Raw genomic sequence first — 26,047 nt, forward strand, 5'->3', positions numbered from 1 at the left:
GATGCTCGACGACTCACTCGACCGTCGTGACCAGCCCCTCCCGACCCGCCCCGTCGTCGCCCTCTTCGGGACGGCGCTCCTGTCGACGCCGGCGGCCGCCCACGGCACGGCCGCGACGGCCGCCGGCCTCGCCTTTCCCGCCGTCGTCGCCGCGTCGGTCGGCGCCAGCCTGTTCGGTGGCGGCGTCGTCCTCGCGGCCGTCGACCGCCTCCCGCGGTCGCGCGGGGCCGTCCCACCGCTCTTTCTCTTCCTCGGCGGTCTCTCCGTCGCGCTCGCGCTCGACGGGGCGCCGGTCGGCGCGGGCCTCGGCGTCGCCGCCGGCGTGGGCGTCGTCGCCCTCGCTCGCGGTCACGCCCTCACGGACTGTGGCGCCTGTGCCGACGCGACGCTGGGCGCCGTGACGCTCCACCGCGGACTGGAGGGCGTCGTCCTCGCCACCGTCTACGCCGCCGACGCGGCGCTCGGCCTCCTCGGTGCGGTCGTCCTCGCGGTCCACGCCGCCGCCGAGACGGCCGCCGTGGGGTCGCTGTACGCCGGTGCCCGACGCCGCGCCCTCGCCGCCGTCTGCCTCCTGCAGGCCGGCTTCGTCGGTGGCGTCGCCGTCGGGTGGGTGGCCGTCGACGCCGTCTCACCCGCCGCGGAGGCCGGCCTGCTGGCGCTCGTCGGGGGCGTCCTCCTCGCTGTCGGCGTTCGGGTGGGCTACACCCGCTACGCCGGCCGGCGGTCGGTCCACGCGGCGTAGGCCGGCGGGGGCAAGGGCTATCTTTCGCCGAGGAGAGAATCCCGCCGTTTACGGCGGGAGTGGATCCGACACTTCCCACAAATCCACCGCCGATGGTAAGGACGGATATTCCACGTTAATCCGGATCATTAAGTAGGTTTGTCTACATAGACTATGTGTGGCGATTGAGGTCACTCGCACCTACGTTGGTACCATTCAGAACCACCGGCAGGTCTGCAATGGCCTCGATTCGCTCGGTGATTCCGCCTCGAAAATCTGGAACATCGCACGCTGGACAGCCGACCGTGTATGGGATGAAACCGGCGAAATTCCCAATGAAGGCGTGCTGAAATCGTATATGAAGAACCGCGAGTGCTGGAAAGACTTGAACGCGCAATCCAGTCAGAAAGTCATCGAAGAACTTTCTGACGCTTTCCAGTCGTGGTTCGACCTGCGACAGAACGATTCAGAGGCGAATCCGCCCGGCTACCGAAAACACGGCGATACCCGACCCAAGAGTACGGTCACGTTCAAAGCAGACGGCTTCAAACACGACCCCGAACACAACCGCATCCGACTCAGCAAAGGCTCAACTCTGAAAGAGCATTTCTCGGACTTTATCCTCTGCGAGTACCAGACTCGCCCCGATTTTGACCTCTCAGAAGTCAACCGAGTGCAGAACGTTCGCGCCGTCTGGAACGGCGACGAGTGGGAACTACACTTCGTCTGCAAAGTCGAACTCGAAACCAACGACTCTGCAGGCGACGGTGTTGCCGGTATCGACCTTGGAATCACGAACATCGCCACGGTTGCGTTCCCCGACGAATACGTCCTGTATCCCGGCAACTCGCCCAAGCAGGACAAGCACTACTTCACCCGAGCAGAGTACGATACCGAGGGTGAGGACGGCCCGTCAGAGCAGTCGAGGTGGGCGCGTCGGAAGCTCGCTGACCGCGAAACGCACTTCTACCACACGTTGACGGACACCATCATCACCGAGTGTGTCGAACGCGGTGTTGGGGCGCTCGCCGTGAGTTGGCCGGAAGACGTGCGCGAGTCCGACTGGGGCAAGACCGGCAATAAGAAGTTGCATTCGTGGGCGTTCGACCGCATCTACCAGTACCTCGAATACAAAGGCGAGACACGTGGCGTTGAGGTGCTGAAAGAGAATGAATGGGAGACGTCGAAGACGTGTTCACGATGTGGAGACGACGCGAAGTCGAACCGTGTCGAACGTGGATTGTACGTCTGCTCATCGTGCGAGTTGGTAGCCAACGCGGATTGCAACGGGGCAGAGAATATGCGGCAGAAGATAACTCCGAGTCCTCACGGTGAGGATAGGAGTAACGGCTGTGTGGCACAGCCATCGACATACTTGTTCGACCGCGAGAGCGGGATGTTTCGCACGAGAGAACAAGCCGTGTCGTAGACCAGCAAATATCCCAACTGCGGGACGGGAAGCCCCGTCGTTCACGACGGGGAGGATGTCACACGCCCGACACCCCGACGACACGCCACTCGATGCTGTTTCCCACCCACCTCGTCGCGGCGTTTGTCCTCGGGAGACGGTGGGACCTGTCGGTCCCGCCGCTCGTCGCGGGGGCGGCGTTCCCCGACCTCGTGGACAAACCAGCCGCGATGGTCGGCCTCGTCGACCTCTACCAGACGGCCGGTCACTCCGTGGCCCTTCTCGTCGTGGGCTTCGCCGTCGTGTTCGTTCGCCGGGCGCTGGCGCCGTTCTGGATCGGGTGGGCGTCGCATCTCCTCCTCGACGCCGCCCACATGATCCTCAACGGCCGCCCGGACGACATCCTCTTTCTGGCGTGGCCGGCGGTCGAACATACGCCCGCGGTCGACCTCCCACCCATCGAATTCTTCCTGCAGTACCTCTGGACGCCGTCGTTCTACGCCGAGTTCGTCGTCTGGGGGCTGCTGGCCTACGTACTGGTGGCCGACCGCGAGTAGAGACGAGCGGCGCCGAGCGAGAACGTGTCACTCAGTATGGTTTTATTAGCTCACACGCCGACTACCCGTCCATGGCACTCAGTGCACGCAACCGGCTCGCTGGTACCGTCCGAAGCGTCGAAACCGACGGCCTGATGGCCGAAGTCGAGATCGAACTCGACGGCGGACAGGTCGTCACCGCCGTCATCACGGCGGGCTCCGTCGACCGCCTCGGCGTCGAGGAGGGGGCGGAGCTCGACGCCGTGATCAAGGCGACCGAAGTGATGGTCGAGAACTAGTCGGCGCTGACTTCCGGCCCGAGATCGATCTCGCCGGCGTCGAGTTCGGCCTCGATCTCACGGGTCGCCGTCACCATGTTCTCGATCTTCTGTCGCGCGACTTCGCGCGGCAGCAGTTTCACGCCACAGTCCGGACTGACCGTCAGGCGCTCGGGAGGCACGACCTTGAAGCCCTCCCGAATGTTCTCCTTGATCTCCTCGACGCTCTCTACGTCCGTGGTGTGAACGTCGACGACGCCGAGTGCGAGGTCGGTCGTGAACTCGGGATCGGTGAACACGTCGATCTGTTCGTAGTCGCCGTTACAGAGTTCCACGTCGAACTCGTCGATGGGGTACTCGAGCAGTTCGGGGTAGATGCGGGAGTAGTCGCCGTAACAGACGTGGAGACCGATCCGCACCTCGTCGGGGATGTTCGCGACGATACGGTCGAGACACTCGCCGACGATGGCGTGGTCGTCGGGCGTCGTCGCCAGCGCGGGTTCGTCGATCTGGATGTAGCGCGCGCCCGCCTCGACGAGCGCCTCGATCTCTTCGTTGACGAGGTCGGCGAGGGCGTAGGAGAGTTCGGCGTCGTCCGCGTAGGCCTCGTTGAACGACCACGAGGCGAGGGTGTAGGGGCCGGTGATCGGCACCTTCACCGGCTTGCTCGCGGCGGCGTTCGTGAACTCGAACTCGTCGACCAGCCACGACTCGCCGTACTCCACGTCGTCGACGACCGAGGGCTTGTCGAAGTAGTTGTGACCCCACACCTTCACCGGCCCGTTGAACTCGTAGCCGTCGATGCGGTCGGCGAAGAACTCCACCATCTCGTTGCGGCGCATCTCGCCGTCGGAGACGGTGTCGAGACCCGTCCGCTCGTGTTCGTCGACGATGACGCGACAGGCGTCGTCGTGGGCCTCGTGGAGGTGTTCGTCCGTGAACTTCGAGTCGGGGTCGTCCGCGAGGTCCGCCGCCCGGTTGAGCCACTTCGGCTTCGGGTAGGAGCCGACGATGGAGGTGAGCAGGAAGTGCTCGTTCGGGTGGTCGTCGGGGCGGAACTGTTCGCGGTTGTTCTCGCTCATGCGTCCACCTCCGCGAGCGCCGCGGCGTCACCGAGCGCCTGCAGCTTGTCCTCGAACTTGTTCACCGGCAGGTAGAACAGTTCGGTGTTGGAGGTGACGTAGGCCCGGTCGAAATCGGTGTGGGTGTTCTCGTCGACCCACTCGACGCGGTCACGAATGGTTTCGGGCGACTCGACGAGCGTGTTCCCCCCGTCGACCAGCCCCAGCGCCACCTGCTCTTTGGTGCCGTACTCGTTGATGTTGTAGAGGGCGTCCTCGGTTTCGGTCACGAAGTCGAAGCCGATGGCGTCCACGTCCGCGTCCATCAGGTGGGCGTACGTCTTCTCGGGCACGGCCCCCCAGTAGGTGTGGGCGACCACGTCGGCGTCGGTCGCCTCGGCCACGTGGTCGATGGCGGCGCTCGCGCGCTCGTTCGTGTCGTCGTCCGGTGGGTTCTCGACCAGCGAGGGTTCGAGCAGGAACAGCGTCTCGTGGTCCGGGAACGCCTCGATTTCGCCCGCGAGATAGTCCGCGACGGCGTCGAGGAAGTCAGCCTCGTCGCCGTAATGTTCGTCGGTCGCGAGGTCGGCGAGCGAGTACGGGCCGGGGAGGACCGCCTGCAGGGCGTCGGCGTCGACCGCCTCGAGTTCGGCGGCCACGTCGCCCGACGGCGTGAGTTCGCCCCGCACCTGCGGGTCGCGATAGAAGTTGTTGTTGTCGTAGTAGCGGACGATGCCGCCCGTCTCGACGTTCTCGTGGATCGTCAGCGGGTGGGCGAGCATGTCGTCCCAGCGCAGTTGTCCCTCGACGACGCTGTCGAGTCCGGCGTCGACCTGCGCGTCGACGACCTCGGCCCGCGTGCGGTCGTAGGCGTCGACGATCTCCGGCCCCTCGTCGCCGGCGATCAGATCGCCTTTCTGGTGGCCTTTCAGGTCCGATAGCTCGTCTTTCGCCCAGTCGGGAAGCGGATACAGTCCCGGTGTCGTGGCGACCAGTTCGGTCATGGTCCGGCTTCGTGATGCCGTCGCTTAATATTTGCTAAACCAAAATATGTCTCGTGGTTATGTATCGAGCCGGAGGATCGACAGCACCTCGAAGGGGTACGACTCCTGGCGGACGGTCGAGACGGCGAACCCCCGGCGCTCCGCGCGGTCGACCACGGCGTCGAACCCCGTGAGGCTACTCACGAGGAGGAGGACGATGCCGTCCGGTCGCAGGACCCGGCCTACCGTGTCGAGGAACGGATCGATGACCGCCCGTCCCGACTCGCCGCCCGAGAGCGCCCGCTCCATCCGGTCGTCCCACTCGTTGTCGGAATCGGTCGGCAGGTACGGCGGGTTGAACGCCACGGTGTCGAAGCTCCCGTCACGGAAGGGGGCGACGAGGTCCGCGCGGACGGCCTCCAGCCCGCGCTCGCGGGCCTGCCGACACGCCGCGGCGTTGAAGTCGCTCGCCACCACCGTCGCGTCCGTCTCGGTCGCGATGCGTTCGGCGACCCAGCCCGACCCCGTCCCCACTTCGAGCGTCCGCCCGCGGGCGTGTTCGACCGCCGCCTCGGCGAGGAGGCGGGAGTCCTCTGCCGGCTGGTAGACGTCCCGCTCCAGCCCTCGCCGGTCGGCGAGGTCCTCCCGGGTGTCGCCCCCGCCGTCAGTCATCGGCGTCCCCATCGCCCCCGTCGGGCGTCGGCGCCGACGCCGGTCGCTCGCCCTCCGCGATGGCGAAGCCACCCTCCTCCGTCCGGCCCATGAGTTCGCGCTGCGGGAAGGGGATCTTGATGCCCTCCCGTTCGAAGGCGTCGGTGACGGTCTCGATGACCGCGGTCCGCGCCCGCCACATCCGGCGGGCGCTCGGGTTGTCGATCCACACCCGCACCCCGAGGACGATGGCGGAGTCGCCGAAGCGTTTGCCCACCACCTGCGGCGTCGGCACCTGCAGGATCTCGTCCAGCCCCCGGACCGCCTCGCGGGCGATGTCGGCCGCCCGGCCCGGGTCGTGGTCGTAGTCGACGCCGACCTCCACCTCGATGCGGAGGCGTCCCTTGCGCGTCCGGTTGATGATCGGCTGGCCGCTCACCTCGTCGTTCGGGAGCATCACGTACTCCCCGTCGAAGGTCTGGATGCGCGTGGTGACGATGGTGATGTCGGTGACGATGCCCTCGCGTTCGCCGATCTCCACCCAGTCGCCGATCTCGAACGGCCGGGAGAACATGAGGACGAAGCCCGCGAGGACGGCCCCGAGAGTCTGCCGGGCCGCCATCCCGACCACGATACCGAGAAACCCGGCCCCGACGAGGAGGCTCCCGAGGTTCCGCGTGAACAACCCCACGACCACCAGTAGCGCCAGCGTGTAGAGCGTCACCTGCGTCAGCCGATAGACGACCTCGCGCTGGTGTTCGCTGATGGTCGACCGTTTGCCCGTAAACTCGCCGATCACCCGGCCGACGAAACCGGTCAGGGCGTACGTCGCCGCCAGTATCACCACCGCGAGCAGTATCCGCCCCGCGAGGTCTTCCAGGCCGAGGTTCCGGTACGACCGCGCGAGCGGGTCGATCAGGTCCCACAGGAACACGACGATCAGGATGCCGCTGCCGGTCACCAGCGTCACCAGCGCCGACAGCGCGAGTTCGCCACCTTGGCCGATGTCGCGATCCTCGAGGCGTCGCAACCGGGTGACGCCGCGCCGGACTGCGAGTACGACCGCGACGACGGCTACCGTCGCAACCGCCCGTGCTGCCGTCGACCCGCCGACGATGGCGAGCGGGTCAGCCATCCGCCTCCACTCCGTGTTCGAGGGCGAGGCCCGCGAGCGCGGCGAAGTCGTCCGGCGCCAGATCGCCCGCGCGCTTCGACATGGTCGCTTCGTCCGCCGCCTCGACCACGGCGTCCGGGTCGTCGAGTCCGGAGATGTGGGCGGTGTTGCGGATCGCGTTCCGGACCGTCTTGCGGCGCTGGGTGAACACCGCCTTCACGAATCGGAGGAAGAACGCCTCGTCCGCGACCTCGTAGTCGGGGTCGCGGGGCGTCGTCCGCACGACGGCGCTCTCGACCGCCGGCGGCGGCGAGAACGCCGTCGGCGGTACCGGTTCGACCACCTCGACCGACGCGTAGTGCTGGGCGCTCACCGACAGCCGGCCGTACTCGCTCGTCCCCGGTTCCGCGGCCATTCGCTCCGCGAACTCCCGCTGGAACATCAGGACGGTCGGCACCCCGAGCGGCAGGAGGCGGAACGTGATCTCGCTGGAGACGCCGTACGGCAGGTTCGAGACGCTCGCGGTCACGTCCGTCGGGAGGTCACGCTCCAGCGCGTCGCCCTCGATCACGGTCAGGTGCCCCGCCGCCCGCTCGTCGGAGAACTCCTCCCGGAGGAAGGCCGCGAGGTCCGGATCGCGCTCGACCACGGTCACCCGGTCGCTCGTCGCCAGCAACCGGTCGGTGAGCGCGCCGGTGCCGCCACCGATTTCGAGGACGTGACTCCGGTCGGCGGCGTCGGGGAGGTACGTCGGCAACCGGTCGAGGACGCGCTCGTCGACGAGGAAATGCTGATCGCGGTCGGGGTTGCCGCTCACGCCCGCCCGCCCGAGCAGTCGATCCGGATCGCGCGACGCTGTCATCGTCCTCGATAGCGCGCGAGCCGGGGTAAATTTCCCGTTTTTCCCGGGCGCCGACGTGACGACCAGCCATCGGCCGCCGCCCCCGAAGAATCATACCCGCTCGCGGTCCACGTGCACCACGTCGGAACCAGATGATCGATCCCCGCTCCGTCGTCGCGGCGCTCCTCCTAGCCGCCATCTTCCTCACCCTCGTCGAAGGCGTCCGCCGACGGGACGCTGCCGCCGCGGTCAACGCCCTCGTCGCCCTCGTCGTCGCTGCCCTCCCGTTCGTCCTACGCGCCACCGCGGACCTGGTCGTCGCGCCGACGCTCGCGGTGTGGCTCGCGGCCGCCGGCCTCCTCCACGCCGTCGGGATGCTCGGCCCCTACGACACCGTCCGGTGGTGGGACACCGTCACGCACTTGCTCTCCGCCACCTTCGTCGCCGCCGTGTGTTACGCCGGCGCCCTCGTCGGCGGCGTCCCGTGGCCCGCCGTCGCGACGATTCTGTTCACCTTCGTCGCCGGTCTGTGGTGGGAACTCCTCGAACTCGTCGCGCGCGAACTCGGCGAGGCGTTCGACGTCGAACCCGTACTCGTCCACTACGGCCGGCGCGACACGCTCGTCGACCTGCTCGTCGACGTCTTCGGTGCCGTCGTTATCGTCGCCGTCGACCTCCGCGTGTTCGTTCCCATCGTCGACCGGGTGCTGGCGCCGTCCCCACGCCTCCTCCCCCGGAGCGTCGTCGCCGTCGTCGTCGGTTTCGCGGTGCTGGCGCTCGCTCTCGTCGCCCTCCGGTGGCGGCGCGACGGCTGACCGCGCGTCGCGGCCGACTACTCCACGAACGTCCGGTACTTGAGGTCCTCGTCCCGGAGTTCCTCCAGAATCCGGTCGACGAGGACGCCCTTCGGATCGTGTAGTCCCGAGATTCGCTCCTCCAGTTCGTCGAAGCTCTCGAAGGGCGCGCGCTTGCGCTCGTCGAGCACGTCGTTCCGGAGTTTCTTGCCGATCCCCGGCAGGAGGTTGAGCTGGTGGAGCCGAAGCGTGATCGGCTGGGCCTCGTTGTAGAAGTCGACGAAGCGCCGCTCGTTGCGGTCGACGACTTCCTCGACCACGTACTCCAGTTCGGAGTGGGCGGCGTTCGAGAGGTCGTCGTAGTCCACCTCGCGGATGCGACCGACCACCTCCCGTTCGTCGTCCGGCGCGAGGACGATGCGGTCGCCGATGCTCACGTCGGCGTCGTCGGTGATCGTGAGCTCGAGCAACTGGAAATCCGACTCCCCGAGCGCGTACGCGAGCGGCGACTTCTTGTACTGCGGGCGGTCGTCGTCGGGACGCCCGTGGGGAAGGTAGTCGAGAACCACCGCGTAGGATCGCTCCACTCCCTCCGCGGCATCGGCGCTCCCGTCGTCGCCAGCCTCTTCGCTCTCGGAGGTCGTCATACCCAACCTGTACGGTGACGGACTATTTAAACCGTCGGCCGGCGCCGTCAGCCGAAGTCCTCGCCGAAGGCTCCGGCCTGGATTTCGCCGGTGATCTGCGTCCGGAACCGGTGTTCGACGCGCTGCCACGACGGCGACTCGCGCCCGGTCGCGTAATGCATCGCGCCCAGCGGGTACCGATACGGCTCGTAGTCGATGGCGATGCCGGCCGCGTAGTCGCCGGGCACTGACCGCTGGACGACGAGGTAGTTGCCCCGTTCCTCGGTCGCCCGGCCCACCGCCTCCCGATCCACCTCGTCGAGGGAGCCGGCGAGCGGGTCGGCCGTGATGGCGGCGACGAGCGCCTCGATCCGGGCGCGGTCGGGGTCGCTCACGACGACCCAGTACCGGTCCCCGATCGCCGCCGTGTAGCCGCCGTAGCCGAGATACGCGTACGCCTCCGTAGCACCCAGTCGCTCCCAGCCGTCCGCGACCATCCCCTCGACCACCGCCGGCGGGTCGTAGGCACCGCGTCCGAAGGTCACGTTCGAGAGGTCGCCGGGCTGGACGTGGACGAGTTCGAACGCGTCCGCCGCCGTATGCGCCGGCGGCCCGGAGCCGAGCCATCCCTCGCGGAGGTGGGTGTCGATGTTTTCGTCCTCCACGTCGGCCAGCAGTTCTCGGGCGTTCAGATAGCGCGCCCAGACGAAGGAGGCGTCGGGCATCTCCGGATGGGTGGGCGTCCGTTCGAGCATCGCCTCGAAGCCGACCGCCTCGTCGGCCGGGGCCCGTGGTGTCGGGGTCGCCGTGGCAGTCTCGGTGGCCGTCGCCGTCGCGGTCCTCGTTTCCGTCACGGTCGACCGACCCGTCGGTTCGTCGCCCCCATCGGCAGAACAGCCGGCGAGCGCGACCGTACCCACTCCACTCATCGCTTCGAGAAAGCGTCGCCGGGGGACGCGTGGCATACTGGTGGCACGCGCCGGCGCGGCTTATACCTGCTCCCGCCCGTTCCGGGACGTTTATGCGCCCGTCTACCCCCCGTTCGAGCATGAAAGCGACCGCGACGGCCCACCCGATCCAGGGGTTGGTGAAGTACCACGGGATGCGCGACCCGGAACTCCGCCTCCCCTACCACGACAGCATTAGCGTCTGTACCGCGCCGAGTCGAACGCTCACCACCGTCGAGTTCGGTGCGACCGACGAGGACGTGTACGTGATCGACGGCGAACCGGTCGAGGGTCGCGGCGCCGAACGCATCGACGCCGTCGTCGACCACGTCCGCGCCCTCGCGGACCTCGACGCCCCCGTCCGTCTGGAGAGCGAGAACTCCTTCCAGTCGAACGTCGGCTTCGGCTCCTCCTCGTCGGGCTTCGCCGCCGCCGCGATGGCGCTTACCGAGGCGGCGGGCCTCGATCTTACGCGCCCCGAAATCTCCACCATCGCCCGCCGCGGCTCCTCCTCGGCGGCCCGTGCCGTTACCGGTGCGTTCTCCCACCTCTACGCCGGACTCAACGACCACGACTGCCGCTCCGAGCGCATCGAAACGGAGCTGGAGGACGACCTGCGGATCGTCGCCGCCCTCGTCCCCTCCTACAAGGAGACCGAACAGGCCCACGAGGAGGCCGCGGACAGCCACATGTTCCAGGCGCGGATGGCCCACATCCACGGCCAGATCGCCGAGATGCGCGACGCGCTCCGGTCGGCCGAGTTCGACCGCGCGTTCGAACTCGCGGAACACGACTCGCTCTCGCTCGCGGCGACGACCATGACCGGTCCCGCGGGCTGGGTCTACTGGCAGCCCCGCACCATCGCCGTCTTCAACGCGGTCCGCGCGCTCCGCAAGGAGGGCGTGCCCGTCTACTTCTCGACCGACACCGGCGCGAGCGTCTACGTCAACACGACCGCCGAGTACGTCGAAGAGGTCGAATCGGCCGTCGCCGACTGCGGCGTCGAGACCGACGTCTGGGAGGTCGGCGGCCCGGCCGAAATCCGCCCGGCGTCGGACGCCCTCTTCTAGCGCTCGTCCCACTCCACCCGGTGTTCGTACGTCGTCGCGCCGTCCTTCCGGAGCCACAGGACCGCACTCGATCGGTTGGCCCGTCGCTCGCCGGGGTGACTCGGATCGCGCGACCGGTAGTTGAGCTCCACCGCCGCGCCGGAGGGGTACTCCCGCGCGACGTTGACGGTGTGGTAGCTCCGGTCGAACCGGTCCACGGTCGGCGTCACCGTCTCGAACCCTTCGGGGACGGCGTCGGCGTCGAGGCGGCCGCCGCGGCGCTCGGTCGCGGCGAGTGCGTCGACGAGGGCGCCGAAGTCCGCGATGGCGTCGGTCGGCCCCGCCATCGGCAACTCGCTCCGCTCGGCGAACGCGTGGGCCGCGGCGAGACCGGCGGGACGGAGCGTCGTCCCCTCCAGCAACCCCGCACACTGCGCGTCAGCCACGGCGCGACTCCCGCCCTCGGGGAGTTGGGCGTCGAGGACGCGGCGCAACTCGGCCGGGTCGTCGACGGCGTGTGCCGTCCAGCAGACGAACCCCTCGATGTCCATCGAGTCGGGGGTGACGGGGCGTGAAGGTATAGCTGTCGGCCCCGCCGCGACCCCCCGTTTCTTTGCCCTGCGAACCAACCCCCGGTATGCGCGTCGTCGTCCTCGGTGCCGGGTACGCCGGTCTCACGCTCGCCCGTCGCCTCGAATCCAAACTGCCCCAGACGGCCGACCTCGTCGTCGTCGACGAGGCGGATCAGCATCTCGTCCAGCACGAACTCCACCGCGTGATCCGCCGACCGGCGGTCGAAGGCGCCATCACCGTCCCCCTCCGCGACGCCCTGGATCGCGCGACGATCCGAACCGCTCGCGTCGAGAGCGTGGACCGCGACGCCCGTCGCGTCCGTCTGTCCGACGGGACGCTGGAGTACGACTACGCCGCCGTCTGTCTGGGCGCCGAGACGGCGTTTTACGACCTCCCGGGGGTCGACGAACACGGCCTCCCGCTGAAGCGTCTGGAGCACGCCCACCGTATCCGCGAGTCCTTCCTCGACGCCTGTGAGGCCGACGGCCGTGCCGTCGTCGGCGGCGCCGGTCTCTCCGGCGTCCAGGTGGCGGGCGAACTCGCGGCGCTGGCCGAGGAGCGCGGCGCCGACGTGGACGTGACGGTGCTCGAACGTCTCGATTCGGTCGCCCCCGCCTTCCCCGAGGCGTTCCAGTCCGCCGTCCACGACGCCCTCGACGCCGCCGGGGTGACGGTCCGGACGAACGCCCGGGTCACCGGCGCGACGGCCGACGCGGTCGAACTCGACGACCGGACCGTTCCCTACGACGCGTTCGTCTGGACCGGCGGCATCCGCGGCCCGGACGCCCTCGGGAGCGACCGCCCCGTCGTCCGGGGCGACCTGCGACTCGACGACCACGCCTTCGCCGTCGGCGACGTGGCGCGGGTGGTCGACGCCGACGGCGAGGCCGTTCCCGCGAGCGCCGCCGCCGCCATCCGGGAGGCTCGGACCGTCGCGACGAACCTCGATCGCCTCGTCCGCTGGGAGTTGGACGGCGACACCGACGAGTTTCCCCCGAAGCTCGACCCGTTCCGGTTCGACGCGCCGGGGTGGATCGCCTCCGTCGGCGACGACGCCGTCGCGACCGTCGGGCCGAAGGTGTTCACCGGCGCGGCGGCGCGGACGATGAAAGCCACCGTCGGCGCCGGTCACCTCTCCTCGGTCGGTGCGATCAGCCGCGCCGCCGACCTAGTTCGTGAGGAACTCGGCTGAAACGACGGTCCCCGGACGACGAGTTCCCTGTCACCCGCACGCGTGACAGGTGGGTTTAATTGTCGTCGACTCGGGAGTATAGATAGGATAGCCATGACCGCGAGCGAGGGGGGAACCGTACTCATCGTCGACGACGACCGGGAGGTGGTCCGAACCTACCGGCGCTACCTCGACGACACGTACACGATCCGCGAGGCGTATGACGGGGAGGAGGCCCTCGACGAACTCGACGACGACGTCGATGTCGTCCTGCTCGACCGACTGATGCCCGGTCCCTCGGGAGGGGAGGTGCTCGACCGAATCCGTGACCGGGGCTACGACGTTCGCGTGGCGATGGTGACGGCCGTCGACCCCGACTTCGACATCGTCGATATGGGGTTCGACGACTACGTCACCAAACCGACGACCCGCGACGAACTCCGCCGGACCGTCGAAGGGCTACTCGAACTCGATCAACACGCCGTCGACGTGCGAAAGTACCACTCGTTGCTCGTGAAAGCCGCCGCGCTCCGTGAGGGGAAGTCGACGTACGAACTCAACGAAAACCGGGCGTACACCGACCTCGAATCGCGGATTTCCGATCTCGAAGCGACGCTCGACGCCGAAGCCGAGCAACTGGTCGACGACTCGCGGTTCGTGGCGACGCTCCGGGCCATCGACACCGCGGCGACACCGGAGGACACCGATGGCTGAAGGCGACGCCAGAGCCGACCGCTACTCGCTCGCCGACGCGTTGCCGATCGATCTCGCCGACCTCGATCCGGGCACGAACGTGCTGGTGTCCGGGCCGCCGATGTCGGGGAAGCGCCAACTGGTGTTCGACCTCCTCGCTCCCGAGAGCGTCCCCGCCGACCCCATCGTCGTGATGACGACCGACGACCCCGCGTCGCGCATCCAAACGGGGTTCGAGGAGCGTGGCGTCCGGTTCGATCCGACGACGTTCCGCGTCGTCGACGCGACGGGAGCGCCGGGGGATGCGGACCCGGCCGTCCACCGCGTCTCCTCGCCCGCGGACCTCACGGGGATGGGCGTCGCCTTCACTCAGGCGGTCGACGAGATGGGGACGCCCGACCGCCTCCGACTGGGCTTTGTCTCCATCTCGACGCTCCTCCAGTACGTCGACGCCGAGCGCGCGTTCTCGTTCCTCCACGTCCTTTCCCGGCGGACGAGCGCCGCCGGCTACCTCGGCGTCTACAGCATCGATCCGACGACCCACGAGGAGCGCTTCGTCAACGTCGTCACCTCCATCTTCGACGCCGCCGTCGAGATTCGGGAACAGGACGGCGACCGGGAACTCCGCGTCCGTGGGGTCTCGAACGTGGCGCCCGAGTGGACGCCGTTCCCGTACTGACCAGCGCTATTTTAGGTCCGACGGGTCCAGCCCGTACACCTGCCGAACCGTCTCCGCCGACACCTTTCCGAGACGCAGGTCACGAGCGACGGCATCCGGATCGCGGTCGGCCGGGTCGCCGAACCCGCCGCCGCCCGGCGTCCGGACGCTCACCACGTCGCCCGCGTCCAGGTCGTGGGTGGACTTGCCCGGAATCCGCTCGGCGTCGTCGTCCGCCGGCGTCAGGTAGTCCTCGCCGGGCGCGCCGGGCGCGCCGCCCGCGAGGCCGTACGGCGGATGTCGTCGACGGTCGGCCAGCAGGCTGAAGGCAACGTCGTCGTCGAGCACTTCCACGTCCCGCCGGAGGCCGAGGCCACCCCGATACTCGCCCGCGCCGCCGGTGTCGGGGCGGTACTCGTAGCGCCGGACGCGGACGGGGTAGACGGTCTCCAGCACCTCCGCCGGCGTGTTGAGCGTGTTGCTCATGTGGGCGTGGACGCCGTCCATCCCGTCGGCGCCCGCCCGGCCGCCGTAGCCGCCGCCGATGGTCTCGTAGAAGGCGAAGGCCTCGCCGGTCCGATCCGCCCCGCCGAAGGTGACGCTGTTCATCGTCCCCTGTGCGGCCGCGACGGATCGCTCCGGCGCCTCCTCGCCGAACGCGCCGAGGAGGGCGTCGGTCGCGCGCTGGGAGATTTCGAGGTTGCCGCCGACCACCGCGGCCGGCGGCCGGGCGTTGACCACCGTCCCTTCCGGTGCCCGAATCTCGATGGGGCGGTACGTCCCCGCGTTCGGCGGCACGTCCGGATCGGTCACACAGCGCACCGCGTAGTACGTCGCCGACGCCGTCACCGCGAGGGGGGCGTTGACCGCGCCCGGCACCTGCTCGCTCGTCCCCTCGAAGTCGACGACGAGTTCGTCGCCGTCGACCGTCACCGCGACGGCGATCCGAACGTCCTCCGTCCCCTGTCCGTCGTCGTCGAGGCGGTCCTCGAAGGTGACGGTGCCGGCCGGCAACTCCGAAATTTCGGCGCGCATCCGCCGCTCGGCGTAGGCCTTGATCTCCGTCGTCGCCGCCCGCAGGGTGTCGAGGCCGTGGCGGTCCGCGAGGTCGCGCACCCGTTCGACGGCCGTCCGGTTGGCCGCCCGCTGGGCACGGAAGTCGCCCCGGCGCTCGTCCGGGGTCCGTACGTTCGTCAACAGGAGGTCGAAGACGGCCTCGACCGGGTCGCCGCCCTCGTACAGTTTCACCGGTGGGACGCGCAGCCCCTCCTGGTAGATTTCGGTCGAGTCGGCGGCGACGCTCCCCGCGCGCCCCCCGCCCACGTCGGCGTGGTGAGCGCGGTTGGCCGCGACGGCGACCAGCTCGCCATCGACGAAGATCGGCGTCACGAGCGTCATGTCGGGCAGGTGGGCGCCGCCGTGGAACGGGTCGTTCAGAAGGATCGCGTCGCCGTCTTCCAGCTCCGCGGGCGGGAACGCCTCGATGGCCGCCGCGACGGAGTACGGCATCGCGCCGAGGTGGACCGGGATGTTCTCCGCCTGGCTGATCATCTCGGCGGCCGCGTCCTCGCCCTCCCCCACCACGTCGAACAGCGCACACGAGCAGTCGCGGCGATCCTTGATGTTGGGGGAGTAACTCGTCCGCACGAGCGTCGCGTTCATCTCCTCGGCCACCGCGACGCAGGCGTTGCGCAGGACTTCGAGCGTGACGGGGTCGACGCCGCTCCCGCTCATGGCTCGATCACCACGTTCCCCAGGTCGTCGACGTGTGCGTCCGCCCCCGGCGGGACGACGGCCGTGCTCTCGACGCCCTCGATCACCGCCGGGCCGTCGAGTTCGGCGCCCGGACCCAGCGTCTCACGGTCGTATATCGGCGTCTCGCCCGTCTCGCCGCCGAACGTCGCCGGTCGCGTCGTCCGGGGTGTCGCCTCGGCGTCGCCCCCCTCGTCCCCCGCCATCGATAGTGTGGGCGGGTCGACGACGCCGCGCGAGCGCAGGCGCACCGTCACGAGTTCGACCGGTTCGTCCGGCGAGGCGTGGCCGTACCGCCGTTCGTGACGTTCGTGGAACCGTGCGGCGGCGTCGTCGAGGGCGTCGGCGTCGAGACGACCCTCCGGCATCGACACCCGAAGGTCGAACGACTGGCCGCGGTACCGCAGGTCGACCGCGCGCTCGAATCGCCGTCGGTCGGGGCCGTACCCCTCCGACTCCAGCCGCTCTCGCCCCTCGGCTTCCATCGCCTCGAAGCGCTCGGTCAGATCGGTGGGATTCACCTCGGCCCACGGGCGCACCGCGGAGACGCCCTCCTCGTAGGCCGCGTCGCTGATGAGGAGGCCGAGCGCCGAGAGGACGCCGGCTGATCGGGGGACGACGACCCGCGGCACGTCGAGTTCCGCCGCGAGTTCCGCGGCGTGGAGCGGCCCGGCGCCGCCGTAGGCCACGAGCGAGAAGTCGCGGGGGTCGTGGCCGCGTTCGACCGAGACGACCCGCAGCGCGCGCTCCATGTTCGCGTTGGCCACGTCGACGATGCCCTGAGCCGCCGCCTCGACGCTCAGGTCGAGGGGGTCGGCCACCCGCTCGCGAACCGCCTCCCGGACCGTCGCCTCGTCCGCGCTCCCCTCGAAGAAGGAGGCGGGGTCGATCCGACCCAGGAGGAGGTGGGCGTCGGTGACGGTCGGTTCGGTGCCGCCGCGGCCGTAACAGATGGGGCCGGGGTCCGCCCCCGCGGACCGGGGGCCGACACGGAGGCTCCCGCCTTCGTCCACCCACGCGATGGAGCCGCCGCCGGCACCGATGGTGTGGACGTCGACCATCGGGACGGTGACGGGGTAGTCGCCGACTTGGCCCTCCGTCGTAACCACGGGGTCGCCGTCCTGCACCAGCGACACGTCACACGAGGTGCCGCCCATGTCCATCGTGAGTACGTCGTCGACGCCGCTCTCGCCGGCGACGTGGGCGGCGCCGCGGACGCCCGCGGCCGGCCCGGAGAGCAGGGTGTTCACCGGCCGCTCGCGGGTCGCCGACGCCGAGGCCATGCCCCCGTTGGACTGCATCACCTTCACCGCCGCCGGGACGCCGGCGTCGGCGACACCAGCCTCCAGTCGGCCGAGATACCGGTTCATCACCGGCTTGAGCGCGGCGTTGATGCTCGTCGCGAGCGTGCGCTCGTACTCCCGAATCTCGGGGAGCACGTCGCTCGACAGCGATACCTCGCAGTCGACGCCCTCCTCCCGAAGGGCCTCGCGCATCCGGCGCTCGTGGGCGTCGTCCTCGAAGGCAAAGAGGAAGGCGACGGCGACGCTCTCGACGCCGGCGTCGGCGATGGAGCGCGCGACGGCGCGGGCGGCGTCCCCGTCGAACGGTTCGACGACGTCGCCCCGTCTGTCGAGGCGTTCGGGCACCTCGAAGCGCCGGTCGCGTTCGACGATGGGGGCCGGTTTTTCCGCCCGCAGGTCGTACAGGCTCGGTCGCGTCTGGCGACCGATCTCCACCGCGTCGCGAAAGCCCTCGGTCGTCACGAGCGCCGTCTCCGCCCACTCGCGTTCGAGGAGGGCGTTCGTGGCGACGGTGGTTCCGTGGCCGAAGAAATCGGCGTCCGCGGGCGCGAAGTCGGCGCGGTCGGTCGCCGCCTCCAGCCCGTCGAGGACGCCCCGGTCCGGCGCGTCGGGCGTCGAGGGCACCTTGAGCATCGTGAGGCCGGCCTCGTCGGCGACGACCACGTCCGTGAACGTGCCGCCGACGTCGACCCCGACCCGTACGTCGGTTACCATACCGGGGCCACGGCGGTGGGGCTGATAAATCCCGGTTGCCCCGAGACGGCAAATTGAAGCGACCGGGCCCGTAAGGGAATCCATGAGCACGCAGGTGTCACAGCTGGAGGCGATGGGGCGGGAACTCGGCGAGGCCATCGCCGACACGCCGGCCTACGAACGGTTCGAGGAGGCGCGCGCGGCCGTCCAGGACGACGACGACGCGCAGGCGAAAATCGCGGAGGTCGAACGTCTGCGCGACGAGTTCGTCGCCGCCCGCGAGACGGGCGAGGCGACACAGGAACACGTCGCGAAGCTCCAGCAGGCACAGAACGAACTCCACTCGATGGACGTGATGGTGGAGTATCTGAACGCCCAGGAGGCGCTGCAGAGTCAGTTAGAAGCGATCAACGTGGCGATTTCCGAGCCGCTCTCCGTCGACTTCGGCGGGGAAGCGGGTGGGTGCTGTCAGGACTGACAACGGTGATGGGAGTGTCTCCCATCGATTCGCCGGGGGCCGACTGATCAGTGTAAGAACGGTGCGATGTTGTGATCGCCGTTGCAGCCATCCTGACACGCGTCGCGGAGCGACGTGACTTCAACCGTACAGTACTGATCCCCGGTCACGCTCGTCACGGTGTGGTTGGTGGTTTCGCCTTTCGAGAGCTTACACGTCTCCCTATCCGGTGCGATACAGGGCGTGCAGATGATGTCTCCGACAGTGAACGGACAGAGCACGCTGGACTTTGCGATCATCGCCGTTACCTCGTATTTACACCACCCAATCTCCTCTGCGTTGGGACACGACGCGGTGAAGAGTCGTGCCTCCTGACTGGCCCCGTCGTTGTGGCGGCACTGCTCCGTGTAGAACCCCAGATCGAACCGATTGGTATCGCTCTGAATCTCGTTTGCGTGATCGACCGGCAATTCCCACGAGAAACCGAGGTACGCGGTCGTCGAGTTTTCGAAACAGGCACGTCCCGCTCCCCCACCGTTGGCAGCAAGTTCGCCACGGAGCCCATCGCCGCTTACCGGCGCTATTTCGTTGACCGATGGGAACGTTGTCGAGCGGTCACCGTGTAGCGGGATTCCGTCACAAAGCATGTACTGGAGGTTCTCCAGCGACCCCTCGTAGATGACCGTTTCGTCGGCGGTGGGTACTCCATCGCCGTCGTCGTACCAGAGCGTAACTTGCACTGCACGTGCTAGCTCGACGCCCCGACCTTCGTCCGGATCCTCGGCTTCCGGTTCGGTTAGGCCGTTTTCATCGTTTTCGCACTGCCCGTTCATCCAGATGTAGCCGGGGTTGTCGAATAGATGGAGACTGAAGAGTACACTCCCCGAATCCCCCGGTTTGACATCGTCGAGTTCGATCAACGGCCGTGGGTGGTCGTCGGGCACGTCCGCAAACTGTGCCTGGAATGTGTTCTCGACTGATGGACTGTCGATCGGTAAGCCAGCCTCGTTTGCAATCGATTCCCGTGTTCGGATTTGATCCTGCTGGCCGTCACCGTCCTCGTCGGGGAACGCATTGACTGACTCGCCGTTGTACGTCTGTTGCCAGTCAACCTTTAGATCGAGTTCCCCGGCGACGAGGCGGTTGTTTTGGAACGATTCTTCATCGCTGAAGAAGGCACTCGTCCCGACACCTGCGCCGGCCGACGCGACCCCTGCCGTCCCCAACGCTGCGAGTACCTTCCGTCGCGAAAGCTCGAATTCGTCTGGCATGGCGTTCATCCCCCTTTCGGGGGAGGTCCCCTCGGCGGAGTCGAACCGCCGACCCGTGTCCCCCATTTGAGACCCTTGCAGGTCGTGGCGCGACCGCAATAGCTAACCACAGATTACTATAATTAAATAACATAACAATAAATAATTATATAAATGGCGCTCCCCGAGGGTTCAAATCCAATCGGGCGGCCACCCCGCCCTATGCTCGCCATCGCCGGAGGCAAAGGCGGCGTGGGAAAGACGACGACGGCGCTCGGGCTCTCCGCCGCGCTGGACGCGCCGGTCGTCGCGGCCGATGCCGACCCGGACATGCCAGACCTGCACGCCCTCGCGGGCGTCGACCGCGAACCGACGCTTTCGTCGCTCGACGGACGTGATCCGGGCGCCGTCGCGCAGTCGCTCCCCGACGAGTCGGGCGTGAGCGTCCTCCCCGCCCCTCGAATCGACGACGCGGACGGCCTCGACCGGTCGCTCGACCGACTGGCCCGGAGCGGCCGGCCCGCGGTCGTCGACTGTCCCGCGGGCGCCGGTCCCGACGCCGCGGTCCCCCTTCGTGCTGCCGACGCGACGCTGCTCGTCACCACGCTCTGTGCGCCGGCGCTGCGGGACGCGGCGAAGACGGCGGCGATGGCCCGGACCCTCGACGCGCCTCCCCGTGGCGTGGTGTTGACGCGCACGCGGTCGGCGCCCGACGCCGTCGTCGACTTGCTCGGCTGTCCGGTGGTGGCGTCGGTGCCGGCCGCCGAGCCACCGATTCTCGCCGACGAGGGGTCCCGTACCGCCTACCGGCGACTCGCCGCGAATCTGGGAGAAGACATATTATGATTCGCCACAAACGAAGGTGCCATGGCGGACCGTCTGCCGACGGGCATCTCCGTCCTCGACAGGCAACTCGACGGCGGGATTCCGCCGGGGAGTATCCTGTTGTTGAGCGCCGATCCGGCCAGCCAGTCGGAGTCGTTACTCTACGAAATCGCCGGTGCTCGGGGGACGCTGTACGTGACGACGGTCCGATCCGAGGAGGCAGTCCGGGACGCCGTCGACCGGTACCGCGGTAGCGTCGGGCGGCTGACGATCCGCGACGCGGGCGACTACCCGCCCATCGACAACGCGACCCGCCTCGTGCGGGAACTCCCCGAGAGCTCGAACCTCCTCGTCGACGTCGTCGACCCGCTCGAAGAGGCCGATTCGACCCGGTATCGCGCCTTCCTCAACGAACTCCAGACGCACATGGTCAACACGGGGTCCGTCGCGGTGTTACACGCGATGCACGGCGATCCGCCCGCGAACCGGGGACTGACCGAACACATGGCGGACGTGGTGTTCGACCTGCAGACCGACACGAGCGGCTCACAGATCGTCAACCGGTTGGCGGTTCCCAAGTTCCGCGGCGGGAGCGCGCTCGAAGAGACGATCAAGCTACAGCTCACCGACGGCGTCACCATCGACACCAGCCGCGACATCGCTTAGGCGACGGCGTAGGCACCGGTGCCGACCGTCACGGCGACCGTCAGCAGCATCCAGAGCCGCGGGTTCTCGAACGCGCTTCCGGTCGATCCCTTCCCCAGAAAGAGGTAGCCGAAGTAGACGGCGACCGGCGAGAGACGGAGGAGGGGACTGGCCGACACGCCGAGACCGTACCGCAACGCGAGCGAGAGGGCCACGGTACAGCCGGCCGCGACGGCGGCGACGCGGAGGTCGACCGCTACCTCGTCGGGAATATGCATGATCTGGCGGGGACCGCAGGAAGACGGAGGGAGTTACTCCTCGATGTCCTCTTCGAGTTCTTCGACGATTTCGTCGGCGTCGACGTCGACGTCCTCGAGGGCTTCCTCGACGTCGGCGCCGCCGGCGCCGCCCATACCGCCCATCATGCCGCCCATGCCGCCCATCATGCCGCCCGTGCCGTCGATGGTCTCCTGAACGATGACCCGGTCGAGGTCGAGTCGGTCCATGACCTGCTGGGCGATCTGCTGTTTCTGGAAGAGCCACTGCTGGTTCATCGTCATCTGGGGCGTGGCCTCGATGTACAGCGTCTCCTTCTCGACCGTCTGGGTCTCGGTCTCGTAGGTCGGCTCCTCGTCCTCGTCGTCGGACTCGACTTCGACCTGAACCTCCTCGTCGACCTCGTCGGTCTGGATCCACACCTCGGGGGCGTGGTCGAGGTACATGCCGAGGAGGCCCTGAGCCTGTTCCTCGGGGTCGTCGACGATTTCGACGACCTCGTACTCGTATTCGAGGTCCTCGCCGGCGAGGGGGTGGTTGAAGTCGACGCGGGCGCGACCGCCGATGATCGTCTCGATGTGGCCCTGCTGGCCGTCGACGTTGACGTGGGCGCCGGGGTAGCGGTCGTCCTCGTCGATCTTGCTGGCGCTGACGGTGCGCACGTCGTCGGGGTCGAACTCGCCGAAGGCCTCGACGGCGTCGATGTGGACGGTGTTCTCGTCGCCAACCGCCTTCCCGATCAGGTCGTCGTTGACGGCTTCGAAGACGTGTCCGGCGCCGACGACGATTGTTCGGGGCCCGAACTCGTGGCCCTCCTCGTCGATGCCGGCCTCCTCGGCCACGTCCTCGTCGGTCGTGTCGACGACCGTCTCGTCGTCAACCGTGCGGACGGTGTAGTCGATGCGGACGAAGTCGCCGTCCTGCAGGCCGGCCGCCTCCTCGGCCTCGGTCTCGGTTTCTGGCTCCGCTTCGGGGTCATCGGCCGTGTCGGCGTCGACCGGTTCGTCGGTCGGTTCGGCCTGTTCGTCACTCATACACCCTACAACTTCCGTGCGACCCTTAAGAATCACGTTTCCGTCTCCGAGCCGTTTTTGCCCGCTGCCCGCGACGCGGGTCACATGTACGAAGTCGAGTTGAAGGTCCGGGCGAGCCACGACGCGGTCCGGGACCGCCTCGACGCCCTCGGCGCCGAGCGCACCGGAGCCGTCACGCAGGTGGACACCTACTACGACGCGCCCCACCGCGACTTCGCCGAGACGGACGAGGCGCTCCGCATCCGGCGCGAAGAGCACGGGGACGAGGCCACGACCCGCGTCACCTACAAGGGGCCGCTGGTCGAAGCAGCGTCGAAGACCCGACAGGAGATCGAAACCGGCGTCGCGGACGCCGACCGCTTCGACGACATCCTCGTCGCCCTCGGATTCTCGCCGGCCGCAGTGGTGGAGAAAGAGCGCGAACGCTACGCCCTCGACGGCTACACCGTCACGCTGGATACGGTCGCCGGCCTCGGCGAGTTCGTCGAAATCGAACGCGAAGCGCCCGAGGCGGCGGTGGAGACGACCCGCGAGGGCGCCGTTGCCCACCTCCGTGACCTCGGTCTCGACCCGGACGACCAGATCCGCACGTCCTACCTCGGCCTCCTCTTAAATTCCTCGGAGTAATACTCAGAGCGCGAAAGGTTTCCGCAAGTTATAGCACCCGGCGGCGAGAAGCTCCGTCGATGAGCGATCGGAACATCCGTATCGAGTCCGTCGACCGGCGCGCGGTCGAGGACCAAGAGGTGGAGATAGTCGAGCGGAAAGGGATCGGTCACCCCGACTCCCTCTGTGACGGGATCGCCGAGAACGTCTCCCGCGCGCTCTCGAACCTCTATCTCGACCGCGTCGGCGAAGTGCTCCACTACAACACGGACGAGACGCAGTTGGCCGCCGGCAACGCCGCCCCCGCCTTCGGCGGCGGCGAAGTCGTCGAACCGATCTACATCCTCCTCGTCGGCCGCGCGACCAAACAGTACGAGGCCGACGACGGCACCGAGTACACCCTCCCCGTCGACTCCGTCGCCCTCTCGGCCGCCCGCGACTACCTCGCGGAGACCGTTCCCGAACTGGAGTTCGGCACCGACGTGGTGGTCGACGTCCGCCTCGGCGAGGGAAGCGGCGACCTCCAGACCGTCTTCGGCGAGGACGGCGCCGCCGTCCCCATGGCTAACGACACGAGTTTCGGCGTCGGCCACGCCCCCCTGACCGAGACGGAACGGATCGTCCTCGAAACCGAGGAGTACCTCAACGGCCCGTACGCTGACGACAACCCCGAACTCGGCCCCGACGTGAAGATCATGGGCAAACGCGAGGGCGACCACATCGACCTCACCGTCGCCGCGGCCATGATCGACCGCTATCTCGACGGTATGGAAGCCTACAAGGACGCGGTGGCGTCCGTCCGCGAGGCCGTGACCGACCTCGCGGCGTCCTACACCGACCGGAGCGTGGGCGTCGAGGTCAACACCGCCGACGACTACGAGGACGGCGCCATCTACCTGACGACCACCGGCACCAGCGCCGAACAGGGCGACGACGGCTCCGTCGGCCGCGGCAACCGCTCGAACGGCCTCATCACTCCCAACCGCCCGATGAGCATGGAGGCCACCAGCGGGAAAAATCCCGTCAACCACATCGGAAAGATCTACAACCTCCTCAGCACGCGCATCGCGGAGGCCGTCGTCGACGAGGTGCCCGGCATCCGCGATTTCCGGGTGCGCCTGCTCTCCCAGATCGGTCGTCCCATCGACCAGCCACACGTCGCCGACGCCTTCGTCGTCACCGACGACGACGTGGCCCTCTCCGACATCGAGGCCGACATCGATGCCATCGTCGACCGCGAACTCGCCGCCGTGACCGACGTGACCCGCGACGTGATCGAGGGCGACCTCCGGACGTTCTGATACGGATTATTGTAACTGTGTACCGGTGGTTCGCCGGACCGTCTTGGCGAACCACCGGCACTGACTTACAGTAAACCGTACGACGCCCGGACCGAACGGATATAGTACCCCGTCGGCCTACACCTCCGTGACCGTGGACGACGACACTCCTGCCACGCCCGACACCGCCCTCGTCAGCTTCGGCGACCTCAGCGTCAAGAGCCGCGAGGTTCGCGGCAAGATGACGCGTCGCCTCCGTGACAACGTGGCCGCCCTCCTCGACGCCCGCGGCGTCGACGCCGCCGTCGACGCCGAGTGGGCGCGGGTCGTCGTCCGCACCGACGCCGCCGACCGGGCCGCCCGCGTCGCCGCCGACGCCATGGGCGTCGTTCGGGCGCGCCCCGCCGTCTCCCGCCCGGCCGACCTCGATGCAGTCGCCGAGACGCTGGCCGCCCTCGCCCGCGACGCGCCGCCGGTCGACACCTACGCCGTCCGCGCCCGCCGCGCCGGCGACGCGGACGAACACGACTTCTCCAGCCGCGAGGTCGAACGCGTCGGCGGGCGCGCCGTCGGCGACGCCGCCGACGCGACCGTCGACCTCGACGACCCCGAGCGAACCTACCACGTCGAGGTCCGCGGCGACGCGGCGTTCGTCGCCGCGACGACCTACGATGGGCCGGGTGGCCTCTCCCTCGGCACGCAGGATCCGCTCGTCGCCCTCGTCAGCGGCGGTCACGACTCCCCCGTCGCGGCCTACGAGGTGATGCGCCGCGGGGCGCCGGTGGTTCCGGTCTACGTCTCCCTCGGCGACTACGGCGGCCCCGACCACGAGGCGCGGGCGGCCGCGACCACCCGACATCTCGCCCGCTACGCGCCCAACTTCGACTGCCGCCTCCGGGTCGTCCCCGGCGGCGGGGTAGCGGACACCCTGGTCGACGAGGTGGGCGACACCCGGATGCTCTCGTGGCGGCGCGCGCTCCTGCGGGTTGCCGAAACGGTCGCCGAGCAGGAGGGTGCGGCCGGCATCGTCACCGGCGAGGCGCTGGGACAGAAGTCGAGTCAGACCGCCGCCAACCTCGCCGTCACCGACGCGGCGGTCGACCTGCCGGTGCATCGCCCCCTCCTCGCGTGGGACAAGGCCGACATCGTCGAGCGCGCGCGGAGCATCGGCACCTACGACGACTCCTCGATCCCGGTCGGCTGCGAGCGCCTCGACCCCCCGTTCCCCGCGACGGGGGCGACCCTCGACGCCGTGGCGGCCGCGGAACCCGACGACCTGCTAGCTCGGGCCGCCGCCGCCGTCGACGACCTGCGGCGGATCGATCCGGCGGCGCAATCGCTTTAGGGCCGCCCGCCGATGCTCCGGCCGTGACGCAGGTGTGTCTGGTCGGCACCGACGACGTCGACCTCCGATACGAACTCCTCTCGCGCGAGACGGCGCGGGCGGCACTCGCCACCTACGACCTCCACGAACCCTTCGCGAACACCGTCGCCGTCGACACCGTCAGCCTCGGCGCCGCCGTCTCGCTCCTGAACGACCTGAACTGGTATCTCGTTCGCTTCGCCGACTACGCTCTGGTGCGCGAACCCAGCATCTCCACCGACGAGTGGCTCTCGCGTGCCCTGGCCGAACGCGTCCGCGACGGCGACGTCGACCCGGACGACACCGACCAGTTTCTCCGGATACACGGCCTCGACGGCGACGAACTCGTCGAACCGATGTTCGCCAGCCGCGTCGAGGGGGCGGTGCCGGAGTACGACCTCCGGCAGGTCGCGGAGACGCTCGTCGTCCGCGTCACCGAATCCGAGTTCGGTGGGTAG

29 protein-coding genes are annotated in these 26,047 nt (G+C 68.6%); 16 read left to right on the top strand and 13 right to left on the bottom strand.

Annotated features, from left to right (window positions below):
* Position 1 precedes the first annotated feature (1 nt).
* The 4 genes from DU484_RS09950 to DU484_RS09965 all read left to right on the top strand — a co-directional run bounded on the left by DU484_RS09950 (position 2) and on the right by DU484_RS09965 (position 2,964).
* Positions 2-742, top strand: coding sequence for a hypothetical protein (locus tag DU484_RS09950; RefSeq protein WP_114605821.1), 741 nt, complete (start codon positions 2-4; stop codon positions 740-742).
* Between the two features lie 157 nt (positions 743-899).
* Positions 900-2,150 (top strand): RNA-guided endonuclease InsQ/TnpB family protein, encoded by a 1,251-nt coding sequence (locus DU484_RS09955; RefSeq protein ID WP_114605822.1) that lies wholly within the window; start codon positions 900-902, stop codon positions 2,148-2,150.
* Positions 2,151-2,242: 92 nt separating this feature from the next.
* The gene (locus DU484_RS09960; protein ID WP_114605823.1) at positions 2,243-2,686 is read left to right on the top strand and encodes a metal-dependent hydrolase; all 444 of its coding nucleotides are present in this window, start codon (positions 2,243-2,245) and stop codon (positions 2,684-2,686) included.
* Between the two features lie 71 nt (positions 2,687-2,757).
* Positions 2,758-2,964, top strand: coding sequence for a TOBE domain-containing protein (locus DU484_RS09965; protein ID WP_114605824.1), 207 nt, complete (start codon positions 2,758-2,760; stop codon positions 2,962-2,964).
* Here the strand turns inward: DU484_RS09965 and DU484_RS09970 are convergent.
* Genes DU484_RS09970 through DU484_RS09990 form a run of 5 tightly spaced genes read right to left on the bottom strand, consistent with a single transcriptional unit; the run spans position 2,961 to position 7,614 of the window.
* Positions 2,961-4,025, bottom strand: a complete 1,065-nt coding sequence (locus DU484_RS09970; RefSeq protein WP_114605825.1) for a methionine synthase — start codon at positions 4,023-4,025, stop codon at positions 2,961-2,963. The two genes, DU484_RS09965 and DU484_RS09970, sit on opposite strands and share 4 nt — an antisense overlap.
* Positions 4,022-5,008: a 5-methyltetrahydropteroyltriglutamate--homocysteine methyltransferase gene (locus DU484_RS09975; protein WP_114605826.1), complete on the bottom strand. Its 987-nt coding sequence runs from the start codon at positions 5,006-5,008 to the stop codon at positions 4,022-4,024. Before DU484_RS09975 ends, DU484_RS09970 begins: the two co-directional genes overlap by 4 nt.
* 57 nt (positions 5,009-5,065) lie before the next feature.
* Positions 5,066-5,659 carry a HemK2/MTQ2 family protein methyltransferase gene (locus DU484_RS09980; RefSeq protein ID WP_114585909.1) on the bottom strand — a complete coding sequence of 198 codons (594 nt, stop codon included), beginning with the start codon at positions 5,657-5,659 and terminating at the stop codon, positions 5,066-5,068.
* Complete coding sequence (locus DU484_RS09985) at positions 5,652-6,773, bottom strand: mechanosensitive ion channel family protein (protein ID WP_114585910.1); 1,122 nt, start codon at positions 6,771-6,773, stop codon at positions 5,652-5,654. Before DU484_RS09985 ends, DU484_RS09980 begins: the two co-directional genes overlap by 8 nt.
* Positions 6,766-7,614: a 16S ribosomal RNA methyltransferase A gene (locus DU484_RS09990; protein WP_114585911.1), complete on the bottom strand. Its 849-nt coding sequence runs from the start codon at positions 7,612-7,614 to the stop codon at positions 6,766-6,768. Before DU484_RS09990 ends, DU484_RS09985 begins: the two co-directional genes overlap by 8 nt.
* Before the next feature lie 131 nt (positions 7,615-7,745).
* Here DU484_RS09990 and DU484_RS09995 point away from each other — a divergent pair, with 131 nt between their 5' ends.
* Positions 7,746-8,408, top strand: coding sequence for a hypothetical protein (locus DU484_RS09995; RefSeq protein ID WP_114585912.1), 663 nt, complete (start codon positions 7,746-7,748; stop codon positions 8,406-8,408).
* 17 nt (positions 8,409-8,425) lie between these two features.
* Here DU484_RS09995 and DU484_RS10000 read toward each other — a convergent pair whose 3' ends face one another.
* Both DU484_RS10000 and DU484_RS10005 read right to left on the bottom strand, forming a co-directional pair.
* The gene (locus DU484_RS10000) at positions 8,426-9,034 is read right to left on the bottom strand and encodes a DUF655 domain-containing protein (protein WP_114585913.1); all 609 of its coding nucleotides are present in this window, start codon (positions 9,032-9,034) and stop codon (positions 8,426-8,428) included.
* A 47-nt stretch (positions 9,035-9,081) separates the two neighbouring features.
* Positions 9,082-9,978 carry a hypothetical protein gene (locus tag DU484_RS10005; RefSeq protein ID WP_114585914.1) on the bottom strand — a complete coding sequence of 299 codons (897 nt, stop codon included), beginning with the start codon at positions 9,976-9,978 and terminating at the stop codon, positions 9,082-9,084.
* Between the two features lie 83 nt (positions 9,979-10,061).
* On the opposite strand from DU484_RS10005, the gene mvaD reads away from it, so the two are divergent.
* A complete protein-coding gene (gene mvaD / locus DU484_RS10010; protein ID WP_114605827.1) occupies positions 10,062-11,030 on the top strand; it encodes a phosphomevalonate decarboxylase MvaD in 969 nt (322 codons plus the stop codon).
* Here the strand turns inward: mvaD and DU484_RS10015 are convergent.
* On the bottom strand, positions 11,027-11,560 hold the full coding sequence (locus DU484_RS10015) for a hypothetical protein (protein WP_114605828.1): 534 nt from the start codon (positions 11,558-11,560) through the stop codon (positions 11,027-11,029). The two genes, mvaD and DU484_RS10015, sit on opposite strands and share 4 nt — an antisense overlap.
* Positions 11,561-11,646: 86 nt before the next feature.
* Between DU484_RS10015 and DU484_RS10020 the strand changes: the two genes are divergently transcribed.
* The 3 genes from DU484_RS10020 (at position 11,647) to DU484_RS10030 (ending at position 14,125) form a co-directional block, all read left to right on the top strand.
* Positions 11,647-12,774, top strand: a complete 1,128-nt coding sequence (locus tag DU484_RS10020; RefSeq protein ID WP_114605829.1) for an NAD(P)/FAD-dependent oxidoreductase — start codon at positions 11,647-11,649, stop codon at positions 12,772-12,774.
* 93 nt (positions 12,775-12,867) lie between these two features.
* The gene (locus tag DU484_RS10025) at positions 12,868-13,467 is read left to right on the top strand and encodes a response regulator (protein ID WP_114605830.1); all 600 of its coding nucleotides are present in this window, start codon (positions 12,868-12,870) and stop codon (positions 13,465-13,467) included.
* Positions 13,460-14,125 carry an RAD55 family ATPase gene (locus DU484_RS10030; RefSeq protein ID WP_114605831.1) on the top strand — a complete coding sequence of 222 codons (666 nt, stop codon included), beginning with the start codon at positions 13,460-13,462 and terminating at the stop codon, positions 14,123-14,125. Before DU484_RS10025 ends, DU484_RS10030 begins: the two co-directional genes overlap by 8 nt.
* 6 nt (positions 14,126-14,131) lie before the next feature.
* Here the strand turns inward: DU484_RS10030 and DU484_RS10035 are convergent, their stop codons facing one another.
* Both DU484_RS10035 and DU484_RS10040 read right to left on the bottom strand, forming a co-directional pair.
* On the bottom strand, positions 14,132-15,838 hold the full coding sequence (locus tag DU484_RS10035; RefSeq protein ID WP_114605832.1) for a hydantoinase B/oxoprolinase family protein: 1,707 nt from the start codon (positions 15,836-15,838) through the stop codon (positions 14,132-14,134).
* Entirely contained in the window at positions 15,835-17,874 is a 2,040-nt protein-coding gene (locus DU484_RS10040) for a hydantoinase/oxoprolinase family protein (protein ID WP_114605833.1), read from the bottom strand. The genes DU484_RS10035 and DU484_RS10040 overlap by 4 nt, the downstream gene beginning before the upstream one ends.
* An 82-nt stretch (positions 17,875-17,956) precedes the next feature.
* Here DU484_RS10040 and DU484_RS10045 point away from each other — a divergent pair, with 82 nt between their 5' ends.
* The gene (locus tag DU484_RS10045; protein WP_114585922.1) at positions 17,957-18,331 is read left to right on the top strand and encodes a YlbF family regulator; all 375 of its coding nucleotides are present in this window, start codon (positions 17,957-17,959) and stop codon (positions 18,329-18,331) included.
* Positions 18,332-18,378: 47 nt separating this feature from the next.
* Here DU484_RS10045 and DU484_RS10050 read toward each other — a convergent pair whose 3' ends face one another.
* The gene (locus DU484_RS10050) at positions 18,379-19,581 is read right to left on the bottom strand and encodes a SipW-dependent-type signal peptide-containing protein (RefSeq protein ID WP_245957227.1); all 1,203 of its coding nucleotides are present in this window, start codon (positions 19,579-19,581) and stop codon (positions 18,379-18,381) included.
* A gap of 201 nt (positions 19,582-19,782) precedes the next feature.
* On the opposite strand from DU484_RS10050, the gene DU484_RS10055 reads away from it, so the two are divergent.
* Both DU484_RS10055 and DU484_RS10060 read left to right on the top strand, forming a co-directional pair.
* Positions 19,783-20,406 carry a MinD/ParA family ATP-binding protein gene (locus tag DU484_RS10055; protein ID WP_114605834.1) on the top strand — a complete coding sequence of 208 codons (624 nt, stop codon included), beginning with the start codon at positions 19,783-19,785 and terminating at the stop codon, positions 20,404-20,406.
* A gap of 21 nt (positions 20,407-20,427) precedes the next feature.
* Entirely contained in the window at positions 20,428-21,051 is a 624-nt protein-coding gene (locus DU484_RS10060) for an RAD55 family ATPase (protein ID WP_114605835.1), read from the top strand.
* Here DU484_RS10060 and DU484_RS10065 read toward each other — a convergent pair.
* Together DU484_RS10065 and DU484_RS10070 are read right to left on the bottom strand one after the other, a co-directional pair.
* On the bottom strand, positions 21,048-21,308 hold the full coding sequence (locus DU484_RS10065; protein WP_114585926.1) for a hypothetical protein: 261 nt from the start codon (positions 21,306-21,308) through the stop codon (positions 21,048-21,050). The two genes, DU484_RS10060 and DU484_RS10065, sit on opposite strands and share 4 nt — an antisense overlap.
* Before the next feature lie 33 nt (positions 21,309-21,341).
* A complete protein-coding gene (locus DU484_RS10070; RefSeq protein ID WP_114585927.1) occupies positions 21,342-22,340 on the bottom strand; it encodes an FKBP-type peptidyl-prolyl cis-trans isomerase in 999 nt (332 codons plus the stop codon).
* An 84-nt stretch (positions 22,341-22,424) separates the two neighbouring features.
* Here DU484_RS10070 and cyaB point away from each other — a divergent pair, with 84 nt between their 5' ends.
* From cyaB to DU484_RS10090, 4 genes are all read left to right on the top strand, one after another.
* Complete coding sequence (gene cyaB / locus DU484_RS10075; protein WP_114585928.1) at positions 22,425-22,967, top strand: class IV adenylate cyclase; 543 nt, start codon at positions 22,425-22,427, stop codon at positions 22,965-22,967.
* Positions 22,968-23,026: 59 nt separating this feature from the next.
* Positions 23,027-24,247, top strand: a complete 1,221-nt coding sequence (locus DU484_RS10080; protein ID WP_114585929.1) for a methionine adenosyltransferase — start codon at positions 23,027-23,029, stop codon at positions 24,245-24,247.
* 133 nt (positions 24,248-24,380) lie between these two features.
* The gene (locus tag DU484_RS10085; RefSeq protein ID WP_394338763.1) at positions 24,381-25,571 is read left to right on the top strand and encodes a tRNA sulfurtransferase; all 1,191 of its coding nucleotides are present in this window, start codon (positions 24,381-24,383) and stop codon (positions 25,569-25,571) included.
* 23 nt (positions 25,572-25,594) lie between these two features.
* Positions 25,595-26,047, top strand: a complete 453-nt coding sequence (locus DU484_RS10090) for a DUF5804 family protein (RefSeq protein WP_114585930.1) — start codon at positions 25,595-25,597, stop codon at positions 26,045-26,047.

It is taken from the genome of Haloplanus rubicundus, assembly GCF_003342675.1.
In the GTDB taxonomy this organism is placed as follows: domain Archaea; phylum Halobacteriota; class Halobacteria; order Halobacteriales; family Haloferacaceae; genus Haloplanus; species Haloplanus rubicundus.